The organism is Thermaurantiacus tibetensis, assembly GCF_015354055.1.
In the GTDB taxonomy this organism is placed as follows: domain Bacteria; phylum Pseudomonadota; class Alphaproteobacteria; order Sphingomonadales; family Sphingomonadaceae; genus Thermaurantiacus; species Thermaurantiacus tibetensis.
On the sequence record NZ_JACHTM010000002.1, the window covers coordinates 190,257 to 214,784 of the forward strand.

Annotated in this window: 21 protein-coding genes and 2 tRNA genes; 14 read left to right on the top strand and 9 right to left on the bottom strand. The window is 72.5% G+C overall.

Going from position 1 to position 24,528, the window contains the following annotated elements; all coding sequences use genetic code 11:
- Positions 1–24: 24 nt before the first annotated feature.
- Genes H3H34_RS05550 through H3H34_RS05565 form a run of 4 tightly spaced genes read left to right on the top strand, consistent with a single transcriptional unit; the run spans position 25 to position 3,510 of the window.
- Positions 25–1,140: an ABC transporter permease gene (locus tag H3H34_RS05550; protein WP_194744292.1), complete on the top strand. Its 1,116-nt coding sequence runs from the start codon at positions 25–27 to the stop codon at positions 1,138–1,140.
- Positions 1,141–1,143: 3 nt separating this feature from the next.
- Entirely contained in the window at positions 1,144–1,965 is an 822-nt protein-coding gene (locus tag H3H34_RS05555) for an ABC transporter ATP-binding protein (RefSeq protein WP_194744293.1), read from the top strand.
- A 1-nt stretch (position 1,966) separates the two neighbouring features.
- Positions 1,967–2,914 carry an MlaD family protein gene (locus H3H34_RS05560; protein WP_194744294.1) on the top strand — a complete coding sequence of 316 codons (948 nt, stop codon included), beginning with the start codon at positions 1,967–1,969 and terminating at the stop codon, positions 2,912–2,914.
- A complete protein-coding gene (locus H3H34_RS05565; RefSeq protein WP_194744295.1) occupies positions 2,914–3,510 on the top strand; it encodes an ABC-type transport auxiliary lipoprotein family protein in 597 nt (198 codons plus the stop codon). The genes H3H34_RS05560 and H3H34_RS05565 overlap by 1 nt, the downstream gene beginning before the upstream one ends.
- 27 nt (positions 3,511–3,537) lie before the next feature.
- On the opposite strand, the gene H3H34_RS05570 is transcribed toward H3H34_RS05565, so the two are convergent.
- Positions 3,538–3,614, bottom strand: a tRNA-Met gene (locus tag H3H34_RS05570).
- A 99-nt stretch (positions 3,615–3,713) separates the two neighbouring features.
- Between H3H34_RS05570 and H3H34_RS05575 the strand changes: the two genes are divergently transcribed.
- From H3H34_RS05575 to H3H34_RS05585, 3 genes are read left to right on the top strand one after another with little or no spacing between them, the layout of a single operon-like run.
- Positions 3,714–4,694, top strand: coding sequence for an isoaspartyl peptidase/L-asparaginase family protein (locus H3H34_RS05575; protein WP_194744296.1), 981 nt, complete (start codon positions 3,714–3,716; stop codon positions 4,692–4,694).
- Positions 4,695–4,700: 6 nt separating this feature from the next.
- Positions 4,701–5,924: an NAD(P)/FAD-dependent oxidoreductase gene (locus H3H34_RS05580; protein WP_194744297.1), complete on the top strand. Its 1,224-nt coding sequence runs from the start codon at positions 4,701–4,703 to the stop codon at positions 5,922–5,924.
- Complete coding sequence (locus tag H3H34_RS05585) at positions 5,921–6,892, top strand: NAD(P)H-dependent flavin oxidoreductase (protein WP_194744298.1); 972 nt, start codon at positions 5,921–5,923, stop codon at positions 6,890–6,892. Before H3H34_RS05580 ends, H3H34_RS05585 begins: the two co-directional genes overlap by 4 nt.
- Positions 6,893–7,266: 374 nt before the next feature.
- Here H3H34_RS05585 and secF read toward each other — a convergent pair whose 3' ends face one another.
- From secF to yajC, 3 genes are read right to left on the bottom strand one after another with little or no spacing between them, the layout of a single operon-like run.
- A complete protein-coding gene (secF, locus tag H3H34_RS05590; RefSeq protein ID WP_194744299.1) occupies positions 7,267–8,217 on the bottom strand; it encodes a protein translocase subunit SecF in 951 nt (316 codons plus the stop codon).
- Positions 8,218–8,227: 10 nt separating this feature from the next.
- Complete coding sequence (secD, locus tag H3H34_RS05595) at positions 8,228–9,820, bottom strand: protein translocase subunit SecD (protein ID WP_194744300.1); 1,593 nt, start codon at positions 9,818–9,820, stop codon at positions 8,228–8,230.
- A gap of 7 nt (positions 9,821–9,827) precedes the next feature.
- Positions 9,828–10,175 carry a preprotein translocase subunit YajC gene (yajC, locus tag H3H34_RS05600; RefSeq protein WP_194744301.1) on the bottom strand — a complete coding sequence of 116 codons (348 nt, stop codon included), beginning with the start codon at positions 10,173–10,175 and terminating at the stop codon, positions 9,828–9,830.
- Positions 10,176–10,247: 72 nt separating this feature from the next.
- On the opposite strand from yajC, the gene H3H34_RS05605 reads away from it, so the two are divergent.
- A complete protein-coding gene (locus H3H34_RS05605; RefSeq protein ID WP_194744302.1) occupies positions 10,248–11,093 on the top strand; it encodes a DUF815 domain-containing protein in 846 nt (281 codons plus the stop codon).
- Positions 11,094–11,142: 49 nt separating this feature from the next.
- Positions 11,143–11,532 (top strand): hypothetical protein, encoded by a 390-nt coding sequence (locus H3H34_RS05610; protein ID WP_194744303.1) that lies wholly within the window; start codon positions 11,143–11,145, stop codon positions 11,530–11,532.
- Here H3H34_RS05610 and H3H34_RS05615 read toward each other — a convergent pair.
- The 3 genes from H3H34_RS05615 to parE are packed head-to-tail and all read right to left on the bottom strand — an operon-like array spanning position 11,529 to position 16,161.
- Positions 11,529–12,374: a 4-(cytidine 5'-diphospho)-2-C-methyl-D-erythritol kinase gene (locus tag H3H34_RS05615; protein ID WP_194744304.1), complete on the bottom strand. Its 846-nt coding sequence runs from the start codon at positions 12,372–12,374 to the stop codon at positions 11,529–11,531. The genes H3H34_RS05610 and H3H34_RS05615 overlap by 4 nt on opposite strands.
- A 9-nt stretch (positions 12,375–12,383) precedes the next feature.
- Positions 12,384–14,138: a tetratricopeptide repeat protein gene (locus tag H3H34_RS05620; RefSeq protein ID WP_194744305.1), complete on the bottom strand. Its 1,755-nt coding sequence runs from the start codon at positions 14,136–14,138 to the stop codon at positions 12,384–12,386.
- Between the two features lie 46 nt (positions 14,139–14,184).
- Positions 14,185–16,161, bottom strand: coding sequence for a DNA topoisomerase IV subunit B (gene parE, locus H3H34_RS05625; protein WP_194744306.1), 1,977 nt, complete (start codon positions 16,159–16,161; stop codon positions 14,185–14,187).
- A gap of 258 nt (positions 16,162–16,419) precedes the next feature.
- Here parE and H3H34_RS05630 point away from each other — a divergent pair, with 258 nt between their 5' ends.
- Entirely contained in the window at positions 16,420–17,175 is a 756-nt protein-coding gene (locus H3H34_RS05630) for a TorF family putative porin (protein WP_194744307.1), read from the top strand.
- 40 nt (positions 17,176–17,215) lie between these two features.
- Here H3H34_RS05630 and tig read toward each other — a convergent pair whose 3' ends face one another.
- Both tig and H3H34_RS05640 read right to left on the bottom strand, forming a co-directional pair.
- Positions 17,216–18,739, bottom strand: coding sequence for a trigger factor (gene tig, locus H3H34_RS05635; RefSeq protein ID WP_194744308.1), 1,524 nt, complete (start codon positions 18,737–18,739; stop codon positions 17,216–17,218).
- A 153-nt stretch (positions 18,740–18,892) separates the two neighbouring features.
- Positions 18,893–18,976 (bottom strand) — tRNA-Leu (locus tag H3H34_RS05640).
- A 136-nt stretch (positions 18,977–19,112) separates the two neighbouring features.
- Here H3H34_RS05640 and H3H34_RS05645 point away from each other — a divergent pair.
- From H3H34_RS05645 to H3H34_RS05660, 4 genes are all read left to right on the top strand, one after another.
- Positions 19,113–22,559, top strand: coding sequence for an indolepyruvate ferredoxin oxidoreductase family protein (locus H3H34_RS05645; protein ID WP_194744309.1), 3,447 nt, complete (start codon positions 19,113–19,115; stop codon positions 22,557–22,559).
- 537 nt (positions 22,560–23,096) lie between these two features.
- A complete protein-coding gene (locus tag H3H34_RS05650) occupies positions 23,097–23,567 on the top strand; it encodes a hypothetical protein (protein WP_194744310.1) in 471 nt (156 codons plus the stop codon).
- Positions 23,568–23,579: 12 nt separating this feature from the next.
- Positions 23,580–23,903, top strand: a complete 324-nt coding sequence (locus H3H34_RS05655; protein ID WP_194744311.1) for a hypothetical protein — start codon at positions 23,580–23,582, stop codon at positions 23,901–23,903.
- Positions 23,869–24,513 (top strand): prolyl hydroxylase family protein, encoded by a 645-nt coding sequence (locus tag H3H34_RS05660; protein WP_194744312.1) that lies wholly within the window; start codon positions 23,869–23,871, stop codon positions 24,511–24,513. The genes H3H34_RS05655 and H3H34_RS05660 overlap by 35 nt, the downstream gene beginning before the upstream one ends.
- The last annotated feature ends 15 nt before the right edge of the window (positions 24,514–24,528 follow it).

The window sequence follows — 24,528 nt, forward strand, 5'->3', positions numbered from 1 at the left end:
TGGCGGGCAACCTTGGCGAACGCCATGGCAACGCAGCAGGCCGACGCCGGCGACGGCACGCGGAGCGAGCCGCGGCGCGTGGTGCTCGCGGGCGCACTCACGATCGACCGGGCCGCCGGCCTCGAACGCCTGCTCGCAGAGGAGCCGGAAGGCGCGCTCGAGATCGACCTCGCCGCGGTGACCCGCCTCGACACCGTCGGCGCCTGGCTCGTCCACCGGGCCCTGCGCGACCGTCCCGGCAGCCGGGTGACGGGCGCCAGTGCCGATGCCCGCCGGCTGCTCGCCGAAGTGGCCGAGGCTGACCAGCCGTGCAGCATCCGCCCCGACACGCGGCCGGCCTGGCTGCGCGAGCTCGAGAAGGCGGGTGCGGCCGTCATCGCCGCCGCGAGCACCATGGGCGCCGGCCTCGGGTTCGTCGGCACCGTCCTTCTGGTCACGGTCCGGACCGCCGTCTCGAAACGCGGGATCCGCTGGCACGCGGTCTCGCGGCAGATGGAGGAGACCGGCATCGACGCGCTCGGGATCGTCGGGCTGATGAGCTTCCTCATCGGCATCGTCATCGCCCAGCAGGGGGCCGTGCAGCTCGAGCAGTTCGGCGCCCAGATCTACACCATCAACCTCATCGGCCGGGCGACGTTCCGCGAGCTTGGCATCCTGCTCACCGCCATCATGGTCGCCGGCCGCTCGGCCTCTGCGTTCGCCGCGCAGATCGGGACCATGAAGCTCAACGAGGAGGTGGACGCGATGCGGACCATCGGCCTCGATCCCGTCGAGGTCCTCGTGGTCCCGCGGGTCGTCGCCCTCACCGTCATCATGCCGCTCATCGGCTTCTACGCCTCGATTCTCGCCATCATCGGCGGCGGGCTTCTCTGCTGGACCGTGCTCGACATCCCGCCGGCAAGCTATGTCCAGCGCATCCGCGAGGTGGTGCCCATGTCCGACTTCTGGATCGGCATGGCCAAGGCGCCATTCTTCGGCGCGGTCATCGCCATGACCGGCTGCTTCCAGGGCATGCAGGTGGTGGGTACGGCGGAATCGGTCGGCCAGCGCACCACGATGGCAGTGGTGCAGTCCATCTTTCTCGTGATCGTGCTCGACGCCTTCTTCGCGGTCTTCTTCACCGCGATCGGGTTCGTCTGAGCCATGGCCGAAGCGCCGTCCCCGGCTGCCACGCCCGGCGCCGCGCCGGTCATCTCGGTGCGCGGGCTCGTCAACCGGTTCGGGTCGCAGCTCGTCCACGACGGGCTCGACCTCGATGTGATGGAGGGCGAGATCCTCGGGGTCGTCGGCGGCTCGGGCTCGGGCAAGTCGGTTCTCATGCGCTCCATCATCGGCCTGCAGACGCCCGTGGCCGGCCACATCACCGTGTTCGGCGAGGAGATGACGGACCCGTCTCGCGACCTCCTCGCCGTCTCGCGGCGCTGGGGCGTGCTGTTCCAGGCGGGCGCGCTCTTCTCCGGCCTCACCGTTGCCGAGAATGTCCAGGTGCCGCTTCGGGAGCATCTCGCGCTCTCGGAGACGCTCATGGACGAGATCGCCGCCTACAAGATCGCCATGGTGGGGCTTCCCGGCGAAGCGGGCGCCAAGTATCCGGCCCAGCTATCGGGCGGCATGCGCAAGCGCGCGGCGCTCGCCCGGGCGCTGGCGATGGACCCGGCGCTCCTGTTCCTCGATGAGCCGACGGCCGGGCTCGATCCGCCGGGTGCCGCCGCCTTCGACGAGCTCATCGCGACGCTCAGGGACACGATGCGGCTTACGATCTTCCTGATCACGCACGACCTCGACACCCTGATGCGGATCTGCGACCGGGTCGCGGTCATTGCCGAGAAGCGGGTGCTCGCCACCGGCACGGTGGCCGAGCTGACCCGGCTCGACCATCCGTGGATCCGGGACTATTTCCTGGGGCCGCGCGGGCGGGCAGCGGCAGGCGCCCGGCTGGCGCACGCAGGCGCGAGGGGGAGCTGAGGTGGAAACGGAGCGTTCGACCGTCATCGTCGGGGCGGTCACGCTCGCGCTCGTCGTGGCGCTGTTCGCCTTCATCCTCTGGCTTTCCAACTACTCGACCGGCGGCCAGCGCCAGTACGACCTCTTCTTCCGCCAGTCGGTCGCCGGCCTCTCGGTCGGCTCCACCGTCTCCTTCTCGGGCGTTCCCGTCGGCCAGGTGGAGCGGATCGCCCTCATGCCCGAGAGCCCCGAGTTCATCCGCGTGCGCATCTCGGTCGGCGAGGATGTCCCGGTCCTCGAGGGCACCACGGCCGTGCTCCAGGCCTCGGGCTTCACCGGCGTCTCGGTCATCCAGCTCCAGGGCGCCATCCGCGGCGCCCCGCCCATCACCCAGCCCGGGCCGTTCGGCGTGCCCGTCATCCCGACGCGCCCCTCCGGCTTCGGCCAGATCCTCGAGACCGCGCCCGAAGTCGTCGAGCGGGCCTCGGTGCTGGTGGCGCGCCTCAACGAGGTGCTCTCCGACGAGAACCGCGAGAACTTCGCCCGCATCCTCGAGAACCTCGACCGCACCTCGACCGAAGTGGCGAAGGAGGCCCCCCGGCTCGGGGCGACGCTCGAGGAGGCGCGGAACAGCCTGCGCTCTGCCGGCCTCGCAGCGGAGCGCGTCGCAGCCCTTTCGGACGCGACCGCGAAGCTCGTCTCGGCCGACGGCCAGGCCGCGCTGGCCGAGCTCCGGAATGCCGCCCGCGCCACCAACGCCGCCGCCGCGCGGCTCGACCGCGTGCTTGCCGCAGCCGAGCCGGGCGTGGCGACGCTTGCCTCCGACACCGTGCCCGAGCTCAACCGGCTGCTGGCCGAGCTCCGGGGAACCGCTGCCAGCCTCGACGCGCTGGCCGACCGCGCTGCAGGCGACCCGCAGAGCTTCCTCGCCGGGCGGCCGCTTCCCGACTACCAGCCGAAGGGCCCGTGATGCGCCACCTCCTGCCCCTGCTGCTGCTCGCCGGCTGCGGCCCGCTCGTCCAGGTGGGCGCGCCCGCGCCGCCGCCGGCGGCCCTTCTCACCCTCTCGGCCACGGGTCCGGCGGCAAGCCCGGCCGGCCTCGCCCCCGTCGCCATGGGAGAGGCGCTCACCCTTCTCGGTGCCAGTGCGCCTGCGAGTCTTCAGACAACCCGCATTCCGGTGCAGGTCTCCGAGACCGAGGTGCAGTATCTGAAGGCCGCCCAGTGGGCCGAGCCGCCGGCGCGCCTGTTCGTGCGGCTGCTGGCCGACACGCTGGCCGGCGCCGGCGTCGCCGTCGTCGACCGGCGGGTGACGGGGCGGGCGGCGCCGCGTCTGCTCGGCGGCGAGCTTGCCCTGTTCGACGTCGACGTCCGCGGCGGGAGCCCGCGGGTCCGCGTCCGCTACGACGCGACGCTTGTCGGTCCCGATGGCCTTCGCCAGCGGCGGTTCGAGCGCGACGCACGGGTGACCGCGGTCGAGCCGGGAGAGGTGAGCCGCGCGCTCAACGCGGCCGCTAATCTGGTCGCCGCTGACGTCGCCGCCTGGGTGCAGAGGGCAGGAGGGTAGCGGCGGCGGTCCTGTCGGTGGCGCGGGTGGTAGCGGGGGCGGGACTTGAACCCGCGACCTCAGGGTTATGAATCCTGCGCTCTCACCAGCTGAGCTACCCCGCCGCGAGGCAGTGGCCGATAGTGCGCAAGGAGGGCGCGGTCAACGGTTGCGCGCCGGCGCCGGTCGGCCTAGCCGGCCCGCATGAGCGGAAGGGAGGGAGAATGGCGAGAACGCTCGTCGCGGCAGTCGCGGCACTGGTCGCGCTGATGCCGGCCAGGGCCGGCGAGTGGGCGCTCGCGCTCCACGGCGGGGCGGGCGTGATCGAGCGGGGCCGGTTCGCCCCCGGCGAGGAGGAGGCCATCCGGCAGGCGCTCGGCCGGGCGCTCGAGCGCGGCCGCGCCATCCTCGCCTCCGGAGGCACGGCGGTCGATGCCGTCGAGGCCGTGGTGGTCGCGCTCGAGGCCGCGCCCCAGTTCAACGCCGGCGTGGGCGCGGCCCTGACGAGCGCCGGCACGACCGAGCTCGACGCCGCCATCATGGACGGCGCAACGCGCCGGGCCGCCGCCGTGACCGGCGTCATGACGACCGAAAGCCCGGTCCGGCTGGCGCGGAAGCTCATGGAGACCGGCCCGCACGTGTTCCTGGCAGGCGCGGCGGCCGACGCCTTCGCCCGCGCTCACGGCCTGCCGCAGGTGGAGAATGGCCACTTCATCACCCCAGCGCGGCGGCGGATGCTGGAGGAGATTCAGAAAGGGGGAGCTAGCGCCGCGTTCGACCTCACCCTCCGCTTCGGCACCGTGGGCGCGGTCGCCCGCGACCAGGCCGGAAACCTGGCGGCCGCCACCTCGACCGGGGGGCTCACCGGCAAGGCACCGGGGCGCATCGGCGATTCGCCCATCATCGGCGCCGGCACCGTCGCCGAGAACGGCGCCTGCGCCGTCTCCGCCACGGGTTCGGGCGAGATCTTCATCCGCGCGCGGGCCGCCGGCCAGATCTGTGACCGCATCCGCTTCGGCGGCCAGAGTGCTGAGGCCGCGGCCAACGCCGTGATTGCCGACATCGGCAGCCTCGGGGGCGACGGCGGCGTCATCGTCGTGGACGCGAACGGCGAGGTGGTGTTCGCCATGAACGCGCCCGGCATGTACCGCGCCGCCGTTACCTCCCGGTCGGCGCCGGTCGTCCACATCTACGCCGACGAGTGAGCGTGCATGGCAGGCGTGCTCATCGTCGGTGCAGGGCAGGCGGGCGCCTCGGCAGCGATCGCGCTGCGCCAGCGCGGCTTCACCGGCCCGGTGACGCTGGTCGGCGCCGAGCCCGACCCGCCCTACGAGCGCCCGCCGCTCTCCAAGGAGTATCTGGCCGGCGAGAAGGCGGCAGACCGGCTGCTGCTGCGCCCGCCGGCCTTCTGGGAAGACCGGGGGGTGACGCTGCGCACCGGTGTCACCATCGGCGCCATCGACGTCCGCAACCGGCGGGCGACGGCCACCTCGGGCGAGGACTTCGGCTACGACCGGCTGATCTGGGCGGCCGGAGGGCAGGCCCGGCGCCTCGCCTGCCCGGGCGGCCCGCTCGCCCACGTCATCCGCACCCGGGCGGATGTCGATGCCCTGCGCGCAGCGCTTGCCGACGCCCCGCGCATCGTCATCGTCGGCGGCGGCTACATCGGCCTCGAGGCCGCCGCGGTGCTGGCGAAGCTGGGCCATGCGGTCACGGTGGTCGAGGCGCTGCCGCGCCTGCTTGCGCGCGTGGCAGGCCCCGAGGTCTCCGACTGGTATCTCGCGCTCCACCGCAGCCACGGCGTGGACGTGCGGCTCGGCACCGGGGTGGTCGCGATCGAAGGCGACGAGCGGCCCGCGGCGGTCCGGCTGGACGGCGGCGAGCGGCTCGCAGCCGATCTCGTGATTGCGGGCATCGGCCTCGTCCCCGAGGTGGAAGCCCTGCGCGCGGCCGGCGCCGACTGCCCGAACGGCGTGCGCGTCGACTCCCGCTGCCGGACGTCGCTGCCCGGCATCTCCGCCATCGGCGACTGCGCGCTCCACCCCAATCCCTTCGCCGGCGGCGCCGAGGTCCGGCTCGAGTCGGTCCAGAACGCCTCCGACATGGCGAAGTGCGCGGCCGCCGAGATCCTCGGCGGCGACGGTGCCCCGCCCTACCGGGCGCTGCCCTGGTTCTGGTCGAACCAGTATGACGCGAAGCTCCAGACCGTGGGGCTCTCCGCAGGCGCGGATGCCCGGGTGGTGCGCGGCGACCCGGCCTCGGGCAGCTGGTCCCTCGTCTATCTGAGGGCTGGCGCAGTCATCGCCCTCGACTGCATCAACGCGCCCCGAGACTATATGGGCGGGCGCGGGCTCGTCGAGCGGAGCGTTTCGGTTCCGCCCGAGCGGCTCGCCGACCCGTCCGTTCCCCTGAAGGCACTGGGAGAGGCGGCATGACCCACCCGACGACGGCGAAGCTCAAGGCGCGACTGCGCATTCCGGTGATTGGCGCGCCGCTCTTCATCATCTCCAACCCCGACCTCGTCATCGCCCAGTGCCGGGCGGGCATCATCGGGTCCTTCCCCTCGCTCAACGCCCGCCCGCTGCCGCAGTTCGAGGAATGGCTCGAGCGCCTGTCGACCGAGCTGACCGAGGCCGACGCGCCCTACGCCGTCAACCTCATCGTCCACAAGTCGAACGACCGGCTTCTCGCCGACCTCGAGCTCTGCGTGAAGTACCGGGTGCCGGTCATCATTACCTCGCTCGGCGCGCGGGAGGACGTGAACGCGGCCATCCACTCCTATGGCGGCGTGGTGCTCCACGACGTCATCAACGATCGTTTCGCGCGGAAGGCCATCGAGAAGGGCGCCGACGGCCTCATCCCCGTGGCGGCGGGCGCGGGCGGCCATGCCGGCACGCTCTCCCCCTTCGCGCTCGTCCAGGAGATCCGCGAATGGTTCGACGGCCCGGTCGCGCTCTCGGGCGCGATCGCGACCGGCGCGGCGGTGCTCGCGGCCGAGGCGATGGGCGCGGACTTCGGCTACATCGGCTCGGCCTTCATCGCGACGAAGGAGGCGCGCGCCGACGAGCGCTACAAGGAGATGATCGTCGACTGCCGCGCCGAGGACATCGTCTACTCCGACCTCTTCACCGGGGTGTGGGGCAACTACCTCAAGCCCTCCATCAGGAACGCCGGGCTCGACCCCGACAACCTGCCGCGTGGCGACATCTCCACCATGAACTTCGGCAGCGGCGGGAACACCGAGGCGAAGGCGTGGAAGGACATCTGGGGCTGCGGCCAGGGCATCGGCGCGGTCAAGGCCGTGGTGCCTGCCGGCGAGCTCGTCGACCGGCTGGCGCGCGAATATGCCGAGGCGCGCGCGCGGCTCCTGGGGCAGGAGCCGGTGGCGCTCGCCGCGGAGTAGCCCCGCCCCCTGCCTAGGCACCGCCTGGGGTAGGAGGCAGGGGAAGTACGGGGGTCCGACGCTGGCGGCGCGGTGCGTCCGGCCGGGGATGCGCCGGGCCGCGGAAGGTGTCAGGAGGGCCCGGCAGGGGCCGCCGCGCGCGGTCAGCCGAGCCGGTCGGGCTCCGGGCAGGCCATGGACGCGTGCTGGCGGGATGGCGGACGCGCAGGTCTTGCAACCTTCCCTCGCCTGCCCCATGTTCGCCCCATGGTCAGGCTTGTCTTCCTTGTCGGCGCCGTCCTGCTCGGCTCGGCCGCGCAGGCAACCGTCAACTACCTCGCGTCCTGCTGCCTCTGACACCCTGAGGGCTCCCCGAGGGAGCCCTCGCGGGCAGGTCAGCCGACGCGCTCCGCCCGGGCGCCGGGGGCTGCAGCGGGCACGAAGCTGTGCGGGCCCACGCCCAGCCACAGCAGGATCGGCGCACCGATGTAGATCGACGAGAAGGTGCCCACCACCACGCCGATCAGCATCGCGATCGCAAAGCCGAACAGCACCTCCCCGCCGAAGACGACGAGGGTGGCAAGCGCGATCAGCATGGTGAGCGAGGTCACCACGGTGCGGGCGAGCGTTTCGTTGAGCGAGAGGTCAAGCAGCGGGATCATGTCCATCTTGCGGTATTTCCGCAAATTCTCGCGGATCCGGTCGTAGACGACGATGGTGTCGTTGAGCGAATAGCCGACGATCGTCAGCACCGCGGCGATGATGGGCAGGTTGAACTCCCACTGGAAGAGGGCGAAGAGACCGAGGGTGACGGCCACGTCGTGGACGAGGGCGACGAGCGCCCCCACGCCGAACTGCCACTCGAAGCGGAACCAGATGTAGACCGAGATCCCGAGCATCGCGAAGAGGACGGCAAGCGCCGCCTGGCGGATGAGCTCGCCCGAGACCTTGCCCGAGACCGTCTCGACCCGGCGGAACTCGACGCCTGGGTAGGCGGCGCGGAGCTTCGCCTGCACGTCCGCCACCACCTTCTGCACCGCCTCGTCGTCGCCCGGAGGCAGCGGCAGGCGGATGGCGACGGTGCGCGGGTCGCCGAAGGCCTGGAGGTTGCCCTGCCCGGCCCCCATGGCATTGACCTGCGCGCGCAGCCGGTCGAGGGGCACCGGCTCCTCGAAGCGCGCCTCGATCATGAGCCCGCCGGCGAAGTCCACGCCGAAGTTGAGGCCGCGGAACGCGACCAGCAGGATGGCACCCACGGTCAACAGGATCGCGAGCGCGAAACCGACGTTGCGGTAGCGCAGGAAGGGGATGTTGGTGCCGTCTGGCACGAGCTTCAGGAGGCGCATCGGGAAGGTCCTAGAGGGCAAGCGCGGCCGGCCGGGCGGCCCGGACCCAGCGCGCGACCATGAGGCGGGTGACGGTGACGGCCGTGAACACCGACGTCACGATGCCGATGGTGAGCACGACGGCGAAGCCCTTGACCGGGCCTGAGCCGAACCAGAAGAGGAGCACGGCGGCGATCACGTTGGTGACGTTGGCGTCCATGATGGCGCGGAACGCCTCGCGGTAGCCCGTCTCGATCGCCGTCACCACCTTCCGGCCCTTGCGCAGCTCCTCGCGGATGCGCTCGTTGATGAGGACGTTGGCATCGACCGCCGCGCCGATGGTCAGCACGAAGCCGGCGATCCCAGGCAGCGTGAGGGTGGCGCCAAGACCCGACATGATGCCGAGGATGAGAAGGCCGTTCAGGACGAGGGCGATGACCGAATAGACCCCGAACCGCCCGTAGGTCGCGATCATGAAGGCCGCGACGAGGACGACGGCGAGGATGCTCGCAAGCGCGCCGGCGCGGATCGAGTCGGCGCCGAGGTCGGGGCCGACGGTGCGCTCCTCGATGACCTTGAGCTCGACCGGAAGCTTGCCCGAGCGGAGCAGGATGGCGAGGTCGTTCGCGCTCTCGGTGGTGAAGTTGCCCTGGATGATCCCCGAGCCGCCGAGGATGGGCTCGTTGATGCGCGGCGCCGAGATCACCTGGTTGTCGAGGATGATGGCAAAGGGCTTGCCCACATTCTCCTGCGTTGCGCGCCCGAACCGCCGGCCGCCGGTGGCATCGAAACGGAAGGAGACAACCGGCAGGCCATCCTGAAAGCTTGGCTGCGCATCGACGAGCTGGTCGCCCGTCACGATCGGCCGCCGCTTGACGACGACCGGCGGCCCCTCGACCGAGGGCAGGATCTGCGAGCCCGGCGGCGCCCGGCCCTCTGCCACCGCCGCCGGGTCGGCCTCGGTGTCCACCAGCTTGAACTCGAGCCGCGCGGTCTTGCCGATGAGCGCCTTCAGCTGCTCCGGATCCTGAAGGCCGGGCACCTGCACCACGATCCGGTTCGCGCCCTGGCGCAGGATGGTGGGCTCGCGGGTGCCGAGCTCGTCGATCCGGCGGCGGATCACCTCGACCGCCTGCGCCATGGCGCTGTCGGTCTCGGCGGCGAGGCCGGCCGCCGTGGGGGTCAGGACGACGCGGGTGCCGTCGCGCACCTCGACGTCGAAGCTGCGCTGACCGGTGAGGCCGCCGACCGGCCGCGCAAGGCCGCGCATGAGCTCGACCGCGCGGTCGAGATCGGCAGGCTCGCGCACGGTGAAGGTGACGGCGCCGTCGCGGGTGCCAAGGTCGGTCACGCGGATCGGGCCGCCGTCTGCCTGGCGCAGCTCGGCGCGGACCGTCTCCTCGAGGATCTCGAGGCGCTGGCGGCGCACGTCGGCCGGGTCGGCCTCGAGCAGGATGTGCGAGCCCCCGCGAAGATCGAGGCCGAGGTTGAGCTGGCCGCCCGGCACCCAGGAGGGGAACTGGGCCACGAGGCTGGCGGGCAGGAAGTTGGGCAGCGCGAACAGGAGCCCGGCGAGGATGACGCCGAGGATGCCGAGCACCTGCGGGCGGCTGAAGTCGAGCATCGGCGGCTCAGGCCTTGGCGTCGTTGGCGGCAGCCGGCGCCCCCTTCGGCGTGACCGAAGTGAGCGTGGACTTCACCGCGCGCACGCGGACGTTGGGGGCAAGCTCCACCTCGACTTCGCTGTCGGTCACCTTCGTCACCTTGCCGACGAGACCGCCGCCGGTCACCACCTCGTCGCCGCGCTTGACCGCCGCCACCATCTCGCGGTGTTCCTTGAGACGCTTCTGCTGCGGGCGGATGATGAGGAACCAGAAGATCACGAACAGGAGGACGAGGGGCACCACCTGGATGAGGAAGGCGCCCGCGCCCCCGGCGGGGCCGGCGGCAGCCTGGGCGAAGGCAGGAGATCCGAACATGGAGCGCTCTCGATGGCTGAAGAAGCGGGGGCCTTACACGCGCCCGACGGCTTTTTCAAAAGGGCCGGGCGCATGACGGGGGAGCCCGCGCGCCTGCCGCTCCGCCGGAGCGACCGGATCGAGGCGGCGCTCCACCGGATCGCCGCGGCGCTCGACCGCCTCGCCCCCGCCCCCGTGACCGAGGCCGACCCGCAGACGGCGCGCGCCATGCGCTGGGACGGGCAGCACCTCTTGGCCGTGCCGCCGGCCCCGACGGTCCCGCTGGCGCGGTTCGTGGGCGTGGAGGCGCAGATCGCGGCGCTCCGGCGCAACCTCGCGAGCCTGGCTGCCGGGGGCCCGGCGCACGACATGCTGCTCTGGGGGGCGCGCGGCATGGGCAAGTCCGCGCTGGTCCGCAGCCTCGCTGCGAACATCGGCATCGCGCTCGTCGAGACTCCGGCAAGCGCCCTTGCGACTCTGCCGGCGCTCTTCGCCCGGCTTGCGCCGGCACGCGGCCCATTCCTGGTCTTCGTCGACGACATCGCCTTCGACGGCCTCGACGAGCGGGCGCGGGCGCTTCGCTCGCTGCTGGACGGCGGCGTTGCGGCCCGGCCCCCGCACGTGCGCCTCGCCGTCACCTCCAACCACCGCCACCTCGCCCGGCGCGAGGCGGCCGAGGCCGCCCGCCACGCGCGCGACGCCGAGGACGACGCGCTCGCGCTCACCGACCGGTTCGGGCTGGTCCTCGGCTTCCACGCGGCAAGCCAGGAGCAGTATCTGGCGATGTGCCGGGGCTATCTCGCGGCCGAGGGGCTTGCGCTCGACGAGGTGGATGCGCTGGCGTTCGCACTGGCGCGGGGCGGGCGCTCGGGGCGGACGGCGTGGCACTATCGCACCGAGGTGCTCACGCGGCGCGCGGCGGCATCGTCCAACTCTTGATACTGCGAACGGTTCGCAATATGGATGCGGTCAGGAAGGAGATGGCCCCGTGCTCAGCCGATTCGCCCCCGCCGTGGCCCGCACCGACGCCAACGCCGAGGGCCGCCTCACCCGCGCGCTCCGGCTCTGGGTGCTGCTCGCCTGCCGCAGGGCCAATCCCCGGGCTGCAGTCGCCCCCGTCCTCGGACCCGCGGTTCCCGCCTTCGCTGCCTTCATGGACCTCGCCGTCTCGCTGTGGCCGGAGCCGCTTCTCGTCTTCCCGCCCTGCGCAGCCACGCTCTCGCCGGACGAATCGGTGCTCCTCGGGCTGCTTCTCGCTGCCGCCGAGGCCGACAGCGCGGCAGCCGACCGTATCGCTGGCGACCTGCTCGACCCGGCGGCCCGCGCGCGGCTGTTCCAGGCGGCCGCGCGGGTGACGGACGCGCTCGCTGCCGCCTAGGCGGCGGGGGGCGGGGCGGGGCCTGCGGGCGGCGGGCCCTCCACGAGCTCGGTGGCGACGCTCCACCAGCCGGCAGGCACCCGCGCTGCAGTGACGCCAAGCGCGAAGCAGGTGGCGCCCGAGCCGCTCATACGGACGAGGCGCGCGCCAGGCAGCGTCCGGAGCCAGGCCAGCACCTCGGCGATCACCGGCTGGAGCGCGATCGCGGGCGCCTCGAGGTCGTTGCGCCCGGCGAGCGGATCGTTCCCGAGCGGCCCGCGATCGATGCCGTCCCAGGCCCGGAACACCGGCCCGGTCGGCACCGGCACGCGCGGATTGACCAGCAGGATGGGCATGCCGGTCATGGACGGCGCGCGTGTCAGCCGCTCGCCCCGGCCCTCGCCGCGCGCGGTCACGCTCAGGAGGCAGGCCGGCACATCGGCGCCGAGCATGGCGGCGAGCGGCAGGAGGCCGGCCGGCCCGAGGCCGGTGCCGCAGGCGCGGTCGAGCAGGCGCAGCGCTGCCGCTGCATCGGCGCTGCCGCCGCCAAGTCCGGCCGCCACCGGAACGCGCTTCACAAGGTGAAAGCGGAAGCGGCGGCGGGTGCCGGTGGCGTCCGCGAAGGCCCGGGCGGCGCGGAGCACCAGGTTCTCCTCCTCCGGCCCGGCGAGGCCCGCCATCTCGCCTTCCACGCGCAGACCCCAGTCCGCGGCAGGCTCGGCCGTGAGCGTATCGCCGAAGCGGGTGAAGGCGAACAGCGTCTCGAGCGCGTGGTAGCCGTCCGCCAGGCGGCCGCGCACGTGGAGCGCGAGGTTGACCTTGGCAGGCGCCGCCTCCGCGAGCGCCGGGTCGCGTCCGGTCATGGCTGGCCCTCAGCGACGGGCGAACGCGGCCTCTGCGGCAGCGAGGTCGAGGCCGACGGCGAGCTTTCGCTCGAGGCGCGCGCGGAGCTTCTCGTCCGGCTCGAGCGCGAGCGCCGACGTCCAGACATGCCGCGCCTCGATCCGGCGGCCCACGCGCCAGAGCGCATCGCCGAGGTGGTCGGCAACCGTCGGATCGTGCGGCTCGGCTGCCCGCGCCTGTTCAAGGAGCTCGACCGCCTCCGCGAAGTGCCCGCGGACGAACTTCGACCAGCCCATCGAATCGATGATGGCGCCGTTGTCGGGCGCCGCCTTGAAGGCGCGGGCGATGAACGCATCCGCCTCGTCGAGCGACTGCCCGCGGTCGAGCAGCGAGTAGCCGAGGTAGTTGAGGAAGACCGCGTTCTCGCCCTGGAGCTCGACGGCGCGGCGCAGGTCGGGCTCGGCGGCCGCCCAGTCCCCGGCCTGCTCGAGGGTTGCCCCCCGCAGAAACCAGACCCAGGCCGTCTCGGGGCTGGCAGGGTCGGGAAGGCGCGCGATGGCCCGCGACAGGCTCTCGGCGGCTGCCCGATAGTCCTTCGCCTCGCGCTCGACCTCGGCAAGCCGCACCCAGTCCTCGAAGCCGGCGCCCGGCTCCTCGGCAAGCGCGGCAAGCCGGGCGCGGGCGCCGGCAAGGTCTCCGGAAGCCGCGAGAAGCTGGGCCCGGCGGACCCGCGCCGAGCGGGCATAGGGTCCGGCGGTCACCCGGTCGAGGCTCGCGATGGCAAGCGCGTGGAGGCCGTGGCGGCCGAGCATGTCTCCGGCCACCAGCCATGTCTCGGCCATCTGCGGGGCGACGAAGGTCGCGAAGCGCGCGAAGGCGAGCGAGGAGGGCTGCGGCCGGTCGCGGCTGGCGTCGGCTGCAAGCCGCATGAAGAGGAGCGCAAGCCCCTCGCCCGGAGACTGGACGAGGCCGCCGAGCCGCCGGCCGTCGAGCCCGGGCGTGGCGGCAAGCCGCGCGCGGGCGTCCGCGAGCAGCGGGTCGGCCGGCGGCCCGCCCCCCAGAATCAGCACGGCCTTCTCCCGCCAGGCAGCCGCCTTCGCAGGCTCCGCGCGCGCAGCCTCGAGCGCGGTCGAGGCTGCCTGCAGCCGCAGGCGCGGCACGCTCGCCCCCTCGGCCGCGACGATCCGGGCATAGACCTCCGCCGCCTCCGCGTAGCGGCCGGCCAGCGCAAGGATGTGGCCCTGATGCTCGAGGAAGTAGGAGCGCGCGAGCGGGTTCCCCTCGGCACCGGTGAGAGGTGCGAGCGCCTCGTCCCACCTGCCGCGCGCCGCCCGGCTCCACGCCTCGAGCAGGGTGGAGATGACCGGCGTGGCCGCCCCCGGCGGGTCTCGGAAGCCGGCGCGCGCGGCGTCGAAGCCGCGCCAGTCCCGCGCGGCCGCTGCGGCGCTTGCGCGGGCAAGCGCCACGACCGGCGCGCCGAACCCGAAGCGGGAGGCCGCGCCGGGCTCGGGCGGATTGGCCGCAAGCTCGTCGGCAAGCCGGGTCATGGTGCGCAGGTCGCCCGAGACCAGCGCCGCCTCGAAGGCGTTGAGCCGCAGCTCGGGCACCTCGCGGTCGGTCGCCAGCGCGACGCCGAAGTTGGCCGAGGCGCGCGCAAGATCGTCCTCGCCCGCTGCCACCCGGCCGCGCAGGTAGGCGGCAAGCGCTGCATCCTGCCGCGCAGTCGCGAGCGCCGGCGCGGCGGGCGCAAGGCAGACGAGCACGGCAAGGAGACGGGTGCGCATCCCAAGCATCATGCCGGAGCGAGGCGCGCGCGAAAAGGGCTAAGTCTCAGGCGTCGATCTCCTCGGCGTCCACGGCGGCGGCGTGCGCCTGGATGAAGGCGAAGCGGTGCTCCGGCAACCGGCCCATCAGCCGCTCGACGAGCTCGCGCACGGCGTGCTGCTCCTGGTGGGTGGACGGCAGCGTCACGCGGATGAGGGTGCGCCGCGCCGGGTCCATCGTGGTCTCGCGCAGCTGGGAGGGCAGCATCTCGCCGAGGCCCTTGAACCGCCCCACCTCGACCTTCCGCCCGCGGAAGCGCGTGGCGAGCAGCCGGTCCCGCTCGGCCTCGTCGCGGGCATAGACGCTCTCGCTGCCGGCGGTCAGGCGGAACAGCGGCGGCTGGGCGAGGAACAGGCGGCCGGCAGCGACGAGGCCCGGCATCTCGCGGAAGAAGAAGGTCATGAGGAGCGTGGCGATGTGCGCGCCATCAACGTCGGCGTCGGTCATGATGATGACGCGCTCGTAGCGGAGCGCCGCAAGGTCGAAGCGCTCGCGGGTGCCGCAGCCGAGCGCGAGCGCGAGGTCGGCGAGCTCCTGGTTCTCGCGCACCTTGGAGGCCGCCGCCGAGGCGACGTTCAGGATCTTGCCGCGGATGGGGAGGATCGCCTGGGTCTGCCGGTCGCGCGCCTGCTTGGCCGAGCCGCCCGCCGAGTCGCCCTCGACGATGAAGAGCTCGGTGCCCTCCGCTTCCTGGCGGACGCAGTCGGTCAGCTTGCCCGGCAGCCTGAGCGCCCGGCGCTGCACGGCCGTCTTGCGGGCAACGTCGCGCGCCTGGCGCCGGGCGAGCCGCTCCTCCATCCGGTCGAGCACGTGGGCGAGGAGCGCCCGGCCCCGCTCCTGGTCTTGCGTAAGCCAGTGGTCGAGCATGTCGCGGATCGCGCCCTCGACCAGCCGCGCCGCCTCCGGCGAGGTGAGGCGATCCTTGGTCTGCGACTGGAACTGCGGCTCGGGGATGAAGAGGGAGAGCATGACGATGGCGCCGGCGAGCGCGTCCTCGGCGGTCAGCTCGGCGGCCCGCTTCTGGCCGACGAGCCCCGCGAAGGCCTTGAGCGACTTCGTGACCGCGGCGCGGAAGCCTGCCTCGTGCGTGCCGCCGTCGGGCGTTGGGATGGTGTTGCAGTACCAGCTCGCCTGCCCCTCGCCGGCCACCGTCCAGTGCACCGCCCACTCGAGCTGACCCTGCCCGTCGGCAAAGGCGAGCCGCCCGGCGAATGGCTGGTTGGTGACGGTGGCGTCGCCGGCCACCGCTTCGGCGAGATGGTCGGCAAGCCCGCCAGGGAAGAGGAAGGTCTGGCTCTCGGGCACCCGTTCGGAGGCAAGGCCCGGCGCGCAGCGCCAGCGGATCTCGACTCCGCCGAAGAGATAGGCCTTGCTCCGCGCGAGGCGCCACAGGCGCTCGGGCGAGAATCGCGCGCCCTCGCCGAAGATCTGCGGGTCGGGACGGAACCTGACGGTGGTGCCGCGCCGCGCCGGCGCCGGACCCACCGTCTCGAGCGGGGCCAGGGGCACGCCGCGGGCGTAGCGCTGCCGGTAAAGGGTGCGGTTGCGCGCCACTTCCACCTCGAGCGACTCCGAAAGCGCATTGACGACCGAGATGCCGACGCCATGGAGTCCGCCCGCCGTGCGGTAGGCCTTGCCCGAGAACTTGCCGCCCGAGTGCAGCATCGTCAGGATGACCTCGAGCGCCGAGCGGTCGGGAAAGCGCGGGTGCGGATCGACCGGGATGCCCCGGCCATTGTCGCTGATGGCGAGCGTGCCGTCAGACTCGAGGGCCACCTCGATCCGAGTGGCGTGCCCCGCCACCGCCTCGTCCATCGCATTGTCGAGCACCTCGGCGGCGAGATGGTGCAGCGCGCGGGCATCCGTGCCGCCCACGTACATGCCTGGCCGCCGCCGCACCGGCTCGAGACCTTCGAGCACTTCGATCTGGTGGGCATCGTAGCCCGACGGATCCGGAGCAGGGGCGGCGAAGAGGTCGGTCATTGCCAGGGAACCCTAGCCCGGTCGGGGGGCGAGGGGAATCGCCCGCGCGGAACATCGGGGGAACGAGTTGCGGGCAATGTGGCTCAACCGCCACAGCCGACGGCCGAGGCGCCGGATGCGCCACCTGACGAACATTCCGGCTTGTGCAGCGCACAATCGGCAGGCATGTTGCGAGACAAGAGGGTGGGACACGCCCCGCGAGGGAAACCCGGCGCGCAGGAACCCGCGGCATACCTGTCGATTCGCTGGGAGAACAACATGAAGAGACATCGCTTCGGGGGTTCAGGCCTCTTCGCGCTCGCAACGCTTCTCGCGGCGAGCCCGCCGGTCCGCGCGCAGGACGCGGAGGCGGAAAAGCCGTTCACGCTTTCGGGTTCGGTCACGCTCGTGTCCGACTACCGCTGGCGCGGCGTCACCCTCTCCAACCGGGACTGGGCGATCCAGGGGGGGCTCCAGGTCAGCCACAGCTCGGGCCTCTTCATCGGCACCTGGGCCTCCTCGATCTCGCCCTACGGCGGCTCCACCACCGAAGTGGACGTCTTCGGCGGCTGGTCGGGCAACCTCGGGCCGCTGTCCACCACCGTCGGCCTCTACTCCTACCTCTACCCCGGTGGCGTCGGCGTGAACTTCTTCGAGGTCTATGGCTCGCTCGGCTACCAGATCGGCACGCTGTCGCTGACCGCCGGCCTCAACTGGGCGCCGGACCAGGGCAATCTCGCCGGCTCGAGCCGCTACCTGTTCGGCTCGGCCGCCTTCCAGATCCCGGAGACGCCCATTACCGTGAAGGGATCGATCGGCTCCGAGCGCGGCTCCGTCGTCGTCGACAACACCGGCCAGACCCGCAGGAAGTTCGACTGGCTGATCGGTGTCGACATCTCGGGCTCGGCCATCGGCTTCGACCCGCTCACCATCGGCTTCGCCTACTCGGGCAACGACCTGCCCGATCGGGGACGCAACGGTCTCAACAGCTACGCACGGAGCGGCTTCGTCTTTTCGATCGGCGCGAGCTTCTGACGCTTCCGTTGCGGCCCGGGCACGCCCGGACCGCCAGGCGCTACTCCGCCCCGGCCTTCGGCGCCCGCTTGCGGGTCGGCTTCGGCTCGCTCGCGGCGGGCGCGTCGGCCCCGCCCTCCTCAGCCTCCGCCGCCTTCGCCCGCGCCGCCCGCTTCGGCTTCGCCGGCTCGGCGCGGGCATCGGCGTGGTCGCAGTCAGGGCCGTGGACATGGCCGGGCTCCCCGTGCGCCGGCAGGCGGGAAAGCGGCGTCTCGTCCTCGCTCGCGATGGCCGCCTCGAGCTCGGCGCGCGTCACCCGGCGCTCGGTGATGGCCGCCTTCGCGAGCAGATGGTCCACCACCTTCTCCTCGTAGAGCGGCGCGCGCAGCTGGGCCGCGGCCATGGGGTTCTCGGCGAAATATTTGCGCACCTCCGCCTCCTGGCCCGGGTAACGCGCCGCCTCCTCGGCAACCAGCCGGTTCATCTCGGCCTGGGTGATGCCGATGCCCGCCTTCTGGCCGATGTCGGAGAGGAGCAGCCCGAGCCGCACCCGCCGGGTGGCGATGCGCATGTAGTCGCCGCGCTCGGCCTCGGCGGCCGCGCGCTCCTCCTCCGACATGCCTTCGGTCAGCTGCGCCCAGATGGTCTGGAACTCGGCCTCGACCATCGAGGGCGGGACGTCGAAGTCCACCTGCGCTGCCAGGTGGTCGAGGAGCTTCCGCTTCATGTAGGTGCGCGTGAGCGGCGCGAGCTCGCGCTCCAGCTGCTCCTTCAGAAGCTCCCTCAGCGTCCCGAGCCCGTCGAGCCCGAGGTTCTTCGCGAGCGCATCGTCGACGGCCGGAATCTCGGGCACCCGGACTGCCGTGACCGTGACCGCGAACTCGGCCTCCTTCCCCGCGATCGCCGGCGCGGGATAGTCCGCCGGAATGGTGAGCCTGACGGTGCGCTCCTCGCCGGCGATGGCCCCCTCCAGCTGCGCCTCGAAGCCCGGAATGAGCCGTCCGGAGCCGAGCGCGATCTCCATGCCCGTGCCCGTGCCGCCCTCGAAGGGCTCGCCGCCGACCGTGCCGCGGAAGTCCATGACGACAAGGTCTCCGCGCCGCGCGGCATGGCCGGGTTCGGCCTCGACGAAGCGCTTCTGCTGCTCGGCCAGCCGCGCCAGTGCCGCCTCGACCTCGGCCTCGTCCACCTCGACCACCAGCCGCTCGAGCGCGATGCCCTCGGTCAGGACCTCGGGCACCTCGGGCAGGATCTCCATGTCGACCGAGACCACGAGGTCCTCGCCGTCGTCCGGCAGCCGGTCGAGGTCGACCGAGGGCTGCATCGCCGGGCGCAGCTGCCGCTCGCCGATGAGCGCCTTCAGCCCCTCGTCCACCGCCTCCCGGATGGCCTCCTGCCGCAGCGCTGCCCCATGCATCCGGCGGATGAGGTTGCCCGGCACCTTGCCCGGGCGGAAGCCCGGCATGCGGACGCGCGGCGCCACCTCGGCGACCGCGTTCTCGACCCGGGCGTCAATGTCGGCTGCGGGAATGCGGAGCGAGAAGCCGCGCTTCAGCCCCTCGTTCAGGGTCTCGGTCACCTGCATGATCTCATCCTCGTCCTGGGCCCGGTCTCTGACCCGATCTCCGCTCTCCGGCCCGATCTCCGCCACCGCCGCGCCGGGCCTCCGCTGCCAGCCTCCGTGCCCGCGCGACCGGCCCCGTCGCCCGGCTCCGCACCCCGGGGCACGCCAGCCGGATGGTGCGGGTGGAGGGATTCGAACCCCCACGTCAGGGACACCGGAACCTAAATCCGGCGCGTCTGCCAGTTCCGCCACACCCGCGCTCGCAGACCCGAGGCAAGCGACCGGCGCCCCTATCGCAAGCACGCCGGGCGAGGCAAGCCGCAGCTGCAGCGCCCCCGCGCGCCTTGCATCCTCGCAGAAAGGACAGTATAGCTGACCAATCGGGAGACTCGCCATGAACGTCGCCACCGCCCTGCGCGAGGTCAGCCTCGCCGACCGCTACGACCTTTCGGCCGAGCGGATCTTCCTGTCGGGCACGCAGGCGCTGGTGCGGCTTGCCCTCGTCCAGCGCGCGCGCGACGCCGCCGCCGGTCTCGACACGGCCGGCTTCATCTCCGGCTACCGGGGCTCGCCGCTCGGCGGCCTCGACCAGGAGCTGTGGCGGGCAAAGAACGAGCTCGCCGCCAGCAACATCGTCTTCGTGCCCGGAATCAACGAGGAGCTGGCCGCAACCGCCGTCTGGGGCGCGCAGATGGCCGCGCTTAACCCGCGCGCGAGGCACGATGGCGTGTTCGGCATCTGGTACGGCAAGGGGCCGGGGCTCGACCGCGCGATGGACGTGATGAAGCATGCCAACGCCGCCGGCACCTCGCGCCATGGCGGCGTGCTTGCCATCGTCGGCGACGACCATGGCGCCAAGTCCTCCACCCTTCCCCACCAGTCGGACCACAACTTCCTCGCCGCCTTCGTGCCCTTCCTCGCCCCGGCCTCGGTCCACGAGATCGTGGAGTACGGCCTGCTTGGGCTGGCCATGAGCCGCTTCGCGGGCACCTGGGTGGGCCTCAAGGCCACCGCCGACACGGTCGAGACCTCCGCCACCGTCGACACCGCGGCCGAGCGCCGCGCCATCGTCTTCCCCGACTTCGCCTTCCCCGAGGGTGGAGTCCACATCCGGCCCAACGACATCTGGCGCGAGGAGGACACGCGCCTCCAGCGCTTCAAGGGCTTCGCCGCCCAGGCCTTCGCGCGGGCGAACGGAATCGACCGCCTCGTCTTCGACAGCCCCCGCCCCCGCTTCGGCATCCTGACGACGGGCAAGGCCTACACCGACACGCTGGAGGCGCTCCACGCACTCGGCATCGACGCGGCCGTCGCCCGCGACATCGGGCTTCGCGTCTACAAGGTGGGCATGCCCTGGCCGCTCGAGCCCGACGGCGTGCGCGCCTTCGCCGAAGGGCTCGAGGAGATCCTCGTCATCGAGGAGAAGCGCGAGTTCATCGAGCACCAGCTGAAGTGGCAGCTCTACAACTGGAAGCCCGACGTGCGCCCGGTGGTGGTGGGCAAGCACGACGAGGCGGGCGAATGGCTGCTCTCGCCCGACAACGAGCTGACGCCAGGCATGATCGCCCACGTGATCGCCGCGCGCATCAGCCGCTTCCACGCAACCGACCGGGTCAGGGAGGCGCTTGCCTACTTCGCCCGCCGCGAGGCGCTGGCGAAGGCCTTCGCGCCGCCGCTCAAGCGCTCGCCCTGGTTCTGCTCGGGCTGCCCGCACAACACGTCGACCAGGGTGCCCGAGGGCAGCCGCGCGCTCGCCGGCATCGGCTGCCACATCATGGCGCTGTGGATGGACCGTGCCCAGACCTTCACCCAGATGGGCGGCGAAGGCGTAACCTGGGTGGGCGAGGCCCCCTTCGTCGACGAGCCCCATGTCTTCGCCAACCTCGGCGACGGCACCTACGAGCACTCCGGCATCCTCGCCATCCGCCAGGCGATCGCGGCGAAGGTGAACATCACCTACAAGATCCTCTTCAACGATGCGGTCGCCATGACCGGCGGCCAGCCAGTGGAGGGCGGTCTCACGGTCGCGCGGATCGCCCGGCAGATGCTGGCCGAGGGCGCAGCGAAGGTGGTGGTGCTGACCGAGGACGTCGGCCGCTACCGCGGGGCGGACCACATGCCCGCCGACGTGCCGGTGCTCGACCGGAGCGCGCTCGAGACCGTCTCGAAGGAGCTCCGGGAGACGCCCGGCACCACCGTCATCATCTACGACCAGACCTGCGCGGCCGAGAAGCGGCGGCGCAGGAAGCGCGGCCTCATGCCCGACCCGGACCGCCGCGTCGTCATCAACCCCGAGGTCTGCGAGGGGTGCGGCGACTGCTCCGTCCAGTCGAACTGCGTCTCGATCGAGCCGCTCGAGACCGAGCTCGGACGCAAGCGGCGGATCAACCAGTCGAGCTGCAACAAGGACTTCTCGTGCCTGAAGGGCTTCTGCCCAAGCTTCGTCACCGTCTCCGGCGCGACCCTGCGCAAGCCTGACCCGGCCGCCCTTCCGCTTGCCGCCATTCCCGAGCCGGCCCCGGCACCGCTCGGCCACGACCACTCGATCCTGGTCACCGGCATCGGCGGTACCGGCGTGCTCACCGTCTCGGCGCTCCTCGGCATGGCCGCACACATCGCCGGCCTTGCCTCGACCACCGCCGACATGGCGGGCCTCGCCCAGAAGGGCGGCGCGGTGTGGAGCGCAGTCCGGATTGCCGCCAGCAACGACGCGCTGCTCTCCCCGCGCATCATGACCGGCGGGGCCGACCTGCTCCTTGCCTGCGACTCGGTCGTCGCCGCCGACCGGGCCGCCGCCGACATGCTCTCGACCGCCCGGACCCATGCGGTTGCCAACGCCGACATCGCGCCGACGGCCGACTTCGTGCGGAACCGGGATTTCGACTTCCGTGCCGCGCTCGTGCGCCGCCAGATCGAGAAAGCGGCGCGCAGTGCCGACTTCGTGCCCGCCGAGCGGATCGCGACCGAACTCCTCGGCGACGCGATCGGCGCCAACATGCTCCTCCTTGGCTACGCGGTGCAGAAGGGCCTCGTCCCCCTGCCGCTCGCGGCCATCGAGAAGGCGATCGAGCTGAACGGCGTCGCGGTCGGCTTCAACCGGCGGGCGCTCTCGCTCGGCCGGCTCCTTGCGCATGCGCCCGAGCGGGTGGAAGCCCTGCTCCGGCCCGAGCCGCAGCCGCTTTCCCTCGACGCTGGCATTGCCGCGCGCGCAGCCCGGCTCGAGGCCTGGGGCAACGCCGCCTGGGCGCGACGGTACACCGCCCTCGTCGAGCGGGTGCGCGCGGCCGAGGCAGCCGTCGCGCCCGGTTCCACCGCGCTGACCGAGGCGGTCATGCGCGCGGGCCACAAGCTCATGGCTTACAAGGACGAGTATGAGGTGGCGCGGCTCCACCTCGCACATCTCGAGCCGCTGCTCGAGGCAAGCTTCGCCACCCGCGCGTCCCTCACCTTCCACCTTTCCCCGCCCCTCCTCGCCAGGACCGACCCGGCGACCGGCCGGCCGCGGAAATACGCCATTCCTGGCTGGCTGGCGCTTCCGGCCTTCCGGCTGCTGCGCGCGCTGAAGCCGCTCCGCGGCACCGCGCTCGACCCCTTCGGCCGCAACCCGGAACGCAGGAGCGAGCGCGAGGCGGTCGCGGCCTACGAGGCCGAGGTGGACCGGCTGCTCGCGGACCTCTCGGCCGAACGCCTGCCGCTTGCCGTGGAGATCGCCCGCCTGCCGCTCGACGTGCGCGGCTTCGGCCCGGTCAAGGCGGCAGCGGCGGAGGCCGTGGCAAAGCGCCGGGCCGCGCTCTGGGCCCGCTGGGACTCGCCCGAAGGCGCGGCCCGCGCCGCCGCCTGATCCGGACCCCGCAGGCGGGTGGCATCGCCCCCAGCTGGAATTCACCTTGCGCCAGCGGGGAGGCGGAAGACATGAAGCGCGTGGCCGGGCGTTCGATGGTGGCTTTCGCCGCGCTTCTCCTTTCGGCCGGCTGCGGCAACCTCGCGGCGCCGCCCCCGCCCCCGCCGCCCCCGCCCCCGCCGCCGGCAACGACCGTGCCCGGTGCCGGGCCACCCGCAATGGCCCGGCCCCCGGGCGGCTCGGCCGGAAGCGCGCCCGAAGACGCCGGGCCGCCCGCACCGGTTCCGGATGCGCCGCGTCCGGCCACGCCGGCGCCGGCCCGCCCTGCCCCTCCCGCCAGCAGCGGCACAGAGCTTCCCTTCTGCGACATCGTCAAGGAGCGGATGCCGGCCGAGGACTGCGCCATGCTCCGGAACGTGGCGCGGGGCACCGGCGCCTTCCGGACACCCGAGCGAATGCGGAAGGGAGACCGGGACAGCGTCACGCTCATCGTCTCGCGCACCGCAGGCAGCGACGCGCCCGCGCGCGCTCGCCGGCGTGCCCGGCAGGGAAGGCCGCTTCGCCCCTGCAGTCGGCCGCTACATCGAGGCGAGCCTGCTGCCCGGCCCCGGCCTTGCCGTCGCCATCGATCCCGCAACCCCGGCGCTCCAGGATCTCTACGCCAGCGACCAGGCACTCTGGCGCTGGACGGTGACTGCCGAGGAAACCGGCCGCCACGACCTCACCAACCGCACCCGGGTGATGACGAAGCGGGCGGACGGCAGCTTTGCCCCGCGCGGCACGCCCTTCACCGATTCGCGCACCGTCGAGGTCTATGTTGCCGGGACCGCGGCGATCGAGGAGACGGCGCGCGAAGCGGACCGGGCAATCAAGTCGGTGACGGAGCCGACGGGCGCGCTCACCACGCTCTTGAAGGCGCTCGCCGGCCTCGTCGCCGCCGCCGGCGCGCTCTGGCTGGCCCTCAAGACCTTGGGCAGGGGCAAGGCTGACCCGCCGCCCGGTTCCTGATAGACGGCGCCCATGACGCGCGGGCGCCGCACGATCCTGCTCGAACCGAACGGCCCGCTGCTCGTCGTCGGTCTTCTGCTGCTGCTCCTTGGCGCGGCCATCCCGGGCGTCGGGCTCTTCCTCGTGCTGTTCGGCCTGCTCCTCGTCTGGACCGCCTTTTCGGGGGGCCGCAGCCGGAAGCGCCTCCAGCGCGACGACAGCGGCGCGGATGGGGGCGGCGGCGGTGCGTCCTCCGGGAGTGGCGGCTTTGCCGGCGGCGGCGGCACGTTCGGCGGCGGCGGCGCATCGGGGGGCTGGGGCGATGGCGGAGGGGACGGAGGCGGCGGTGGCGACTGACCCGGCCCCCGCCCCGTTTGCCGGCTGCCAGAAGGTGCCCGACCGGCGCCTCACCCTCTACATCCGCCGGAACTTCCTTGACCCCGAAACCTGCGCCGCCCTCGTCCACCGGATCGACGCCGACCGCCGCCCATCGCTCGTTGCCGACTCGAACGGCGATCCGTTCTACCGCACGTCGGAGACCTGCATGCTTGATCCGCAGGACCCGCTCGTCGCCCGGGTCGATGCCATGCTGGACGCGATTGCCGGCCAGCCGCACGCCCACGGCGAGCAGATCCAGGGCCAGCGCTACGGCCCGGGGCAGGAATTCCGCTGGCACACCGACTATTACGAGCCCGACGGGCCCGACTTCGAGCGCTTCTGCCGGGTAGGCGGCCAGCGCACCTGGACGCTCATGGTCTACCTCGACGTGCCCGAGGAAGGCGGCGCCACCCGCTTCAGGCGGATCAACAAGACGATCCAGCCCGAGACCGGCAAGCTCGTCGCCTGGCACAACCTCGATGCCCGCGGCCGGCCCAACTTCGAGACGCTTCATGCGGGCATGAAGGTCTACCGGGGGGTGAAGCACGTCATCACCAAGTGGTACCGCGAGCGGCCGCTGACGGCCTGACCGCCCTCCCGCTAT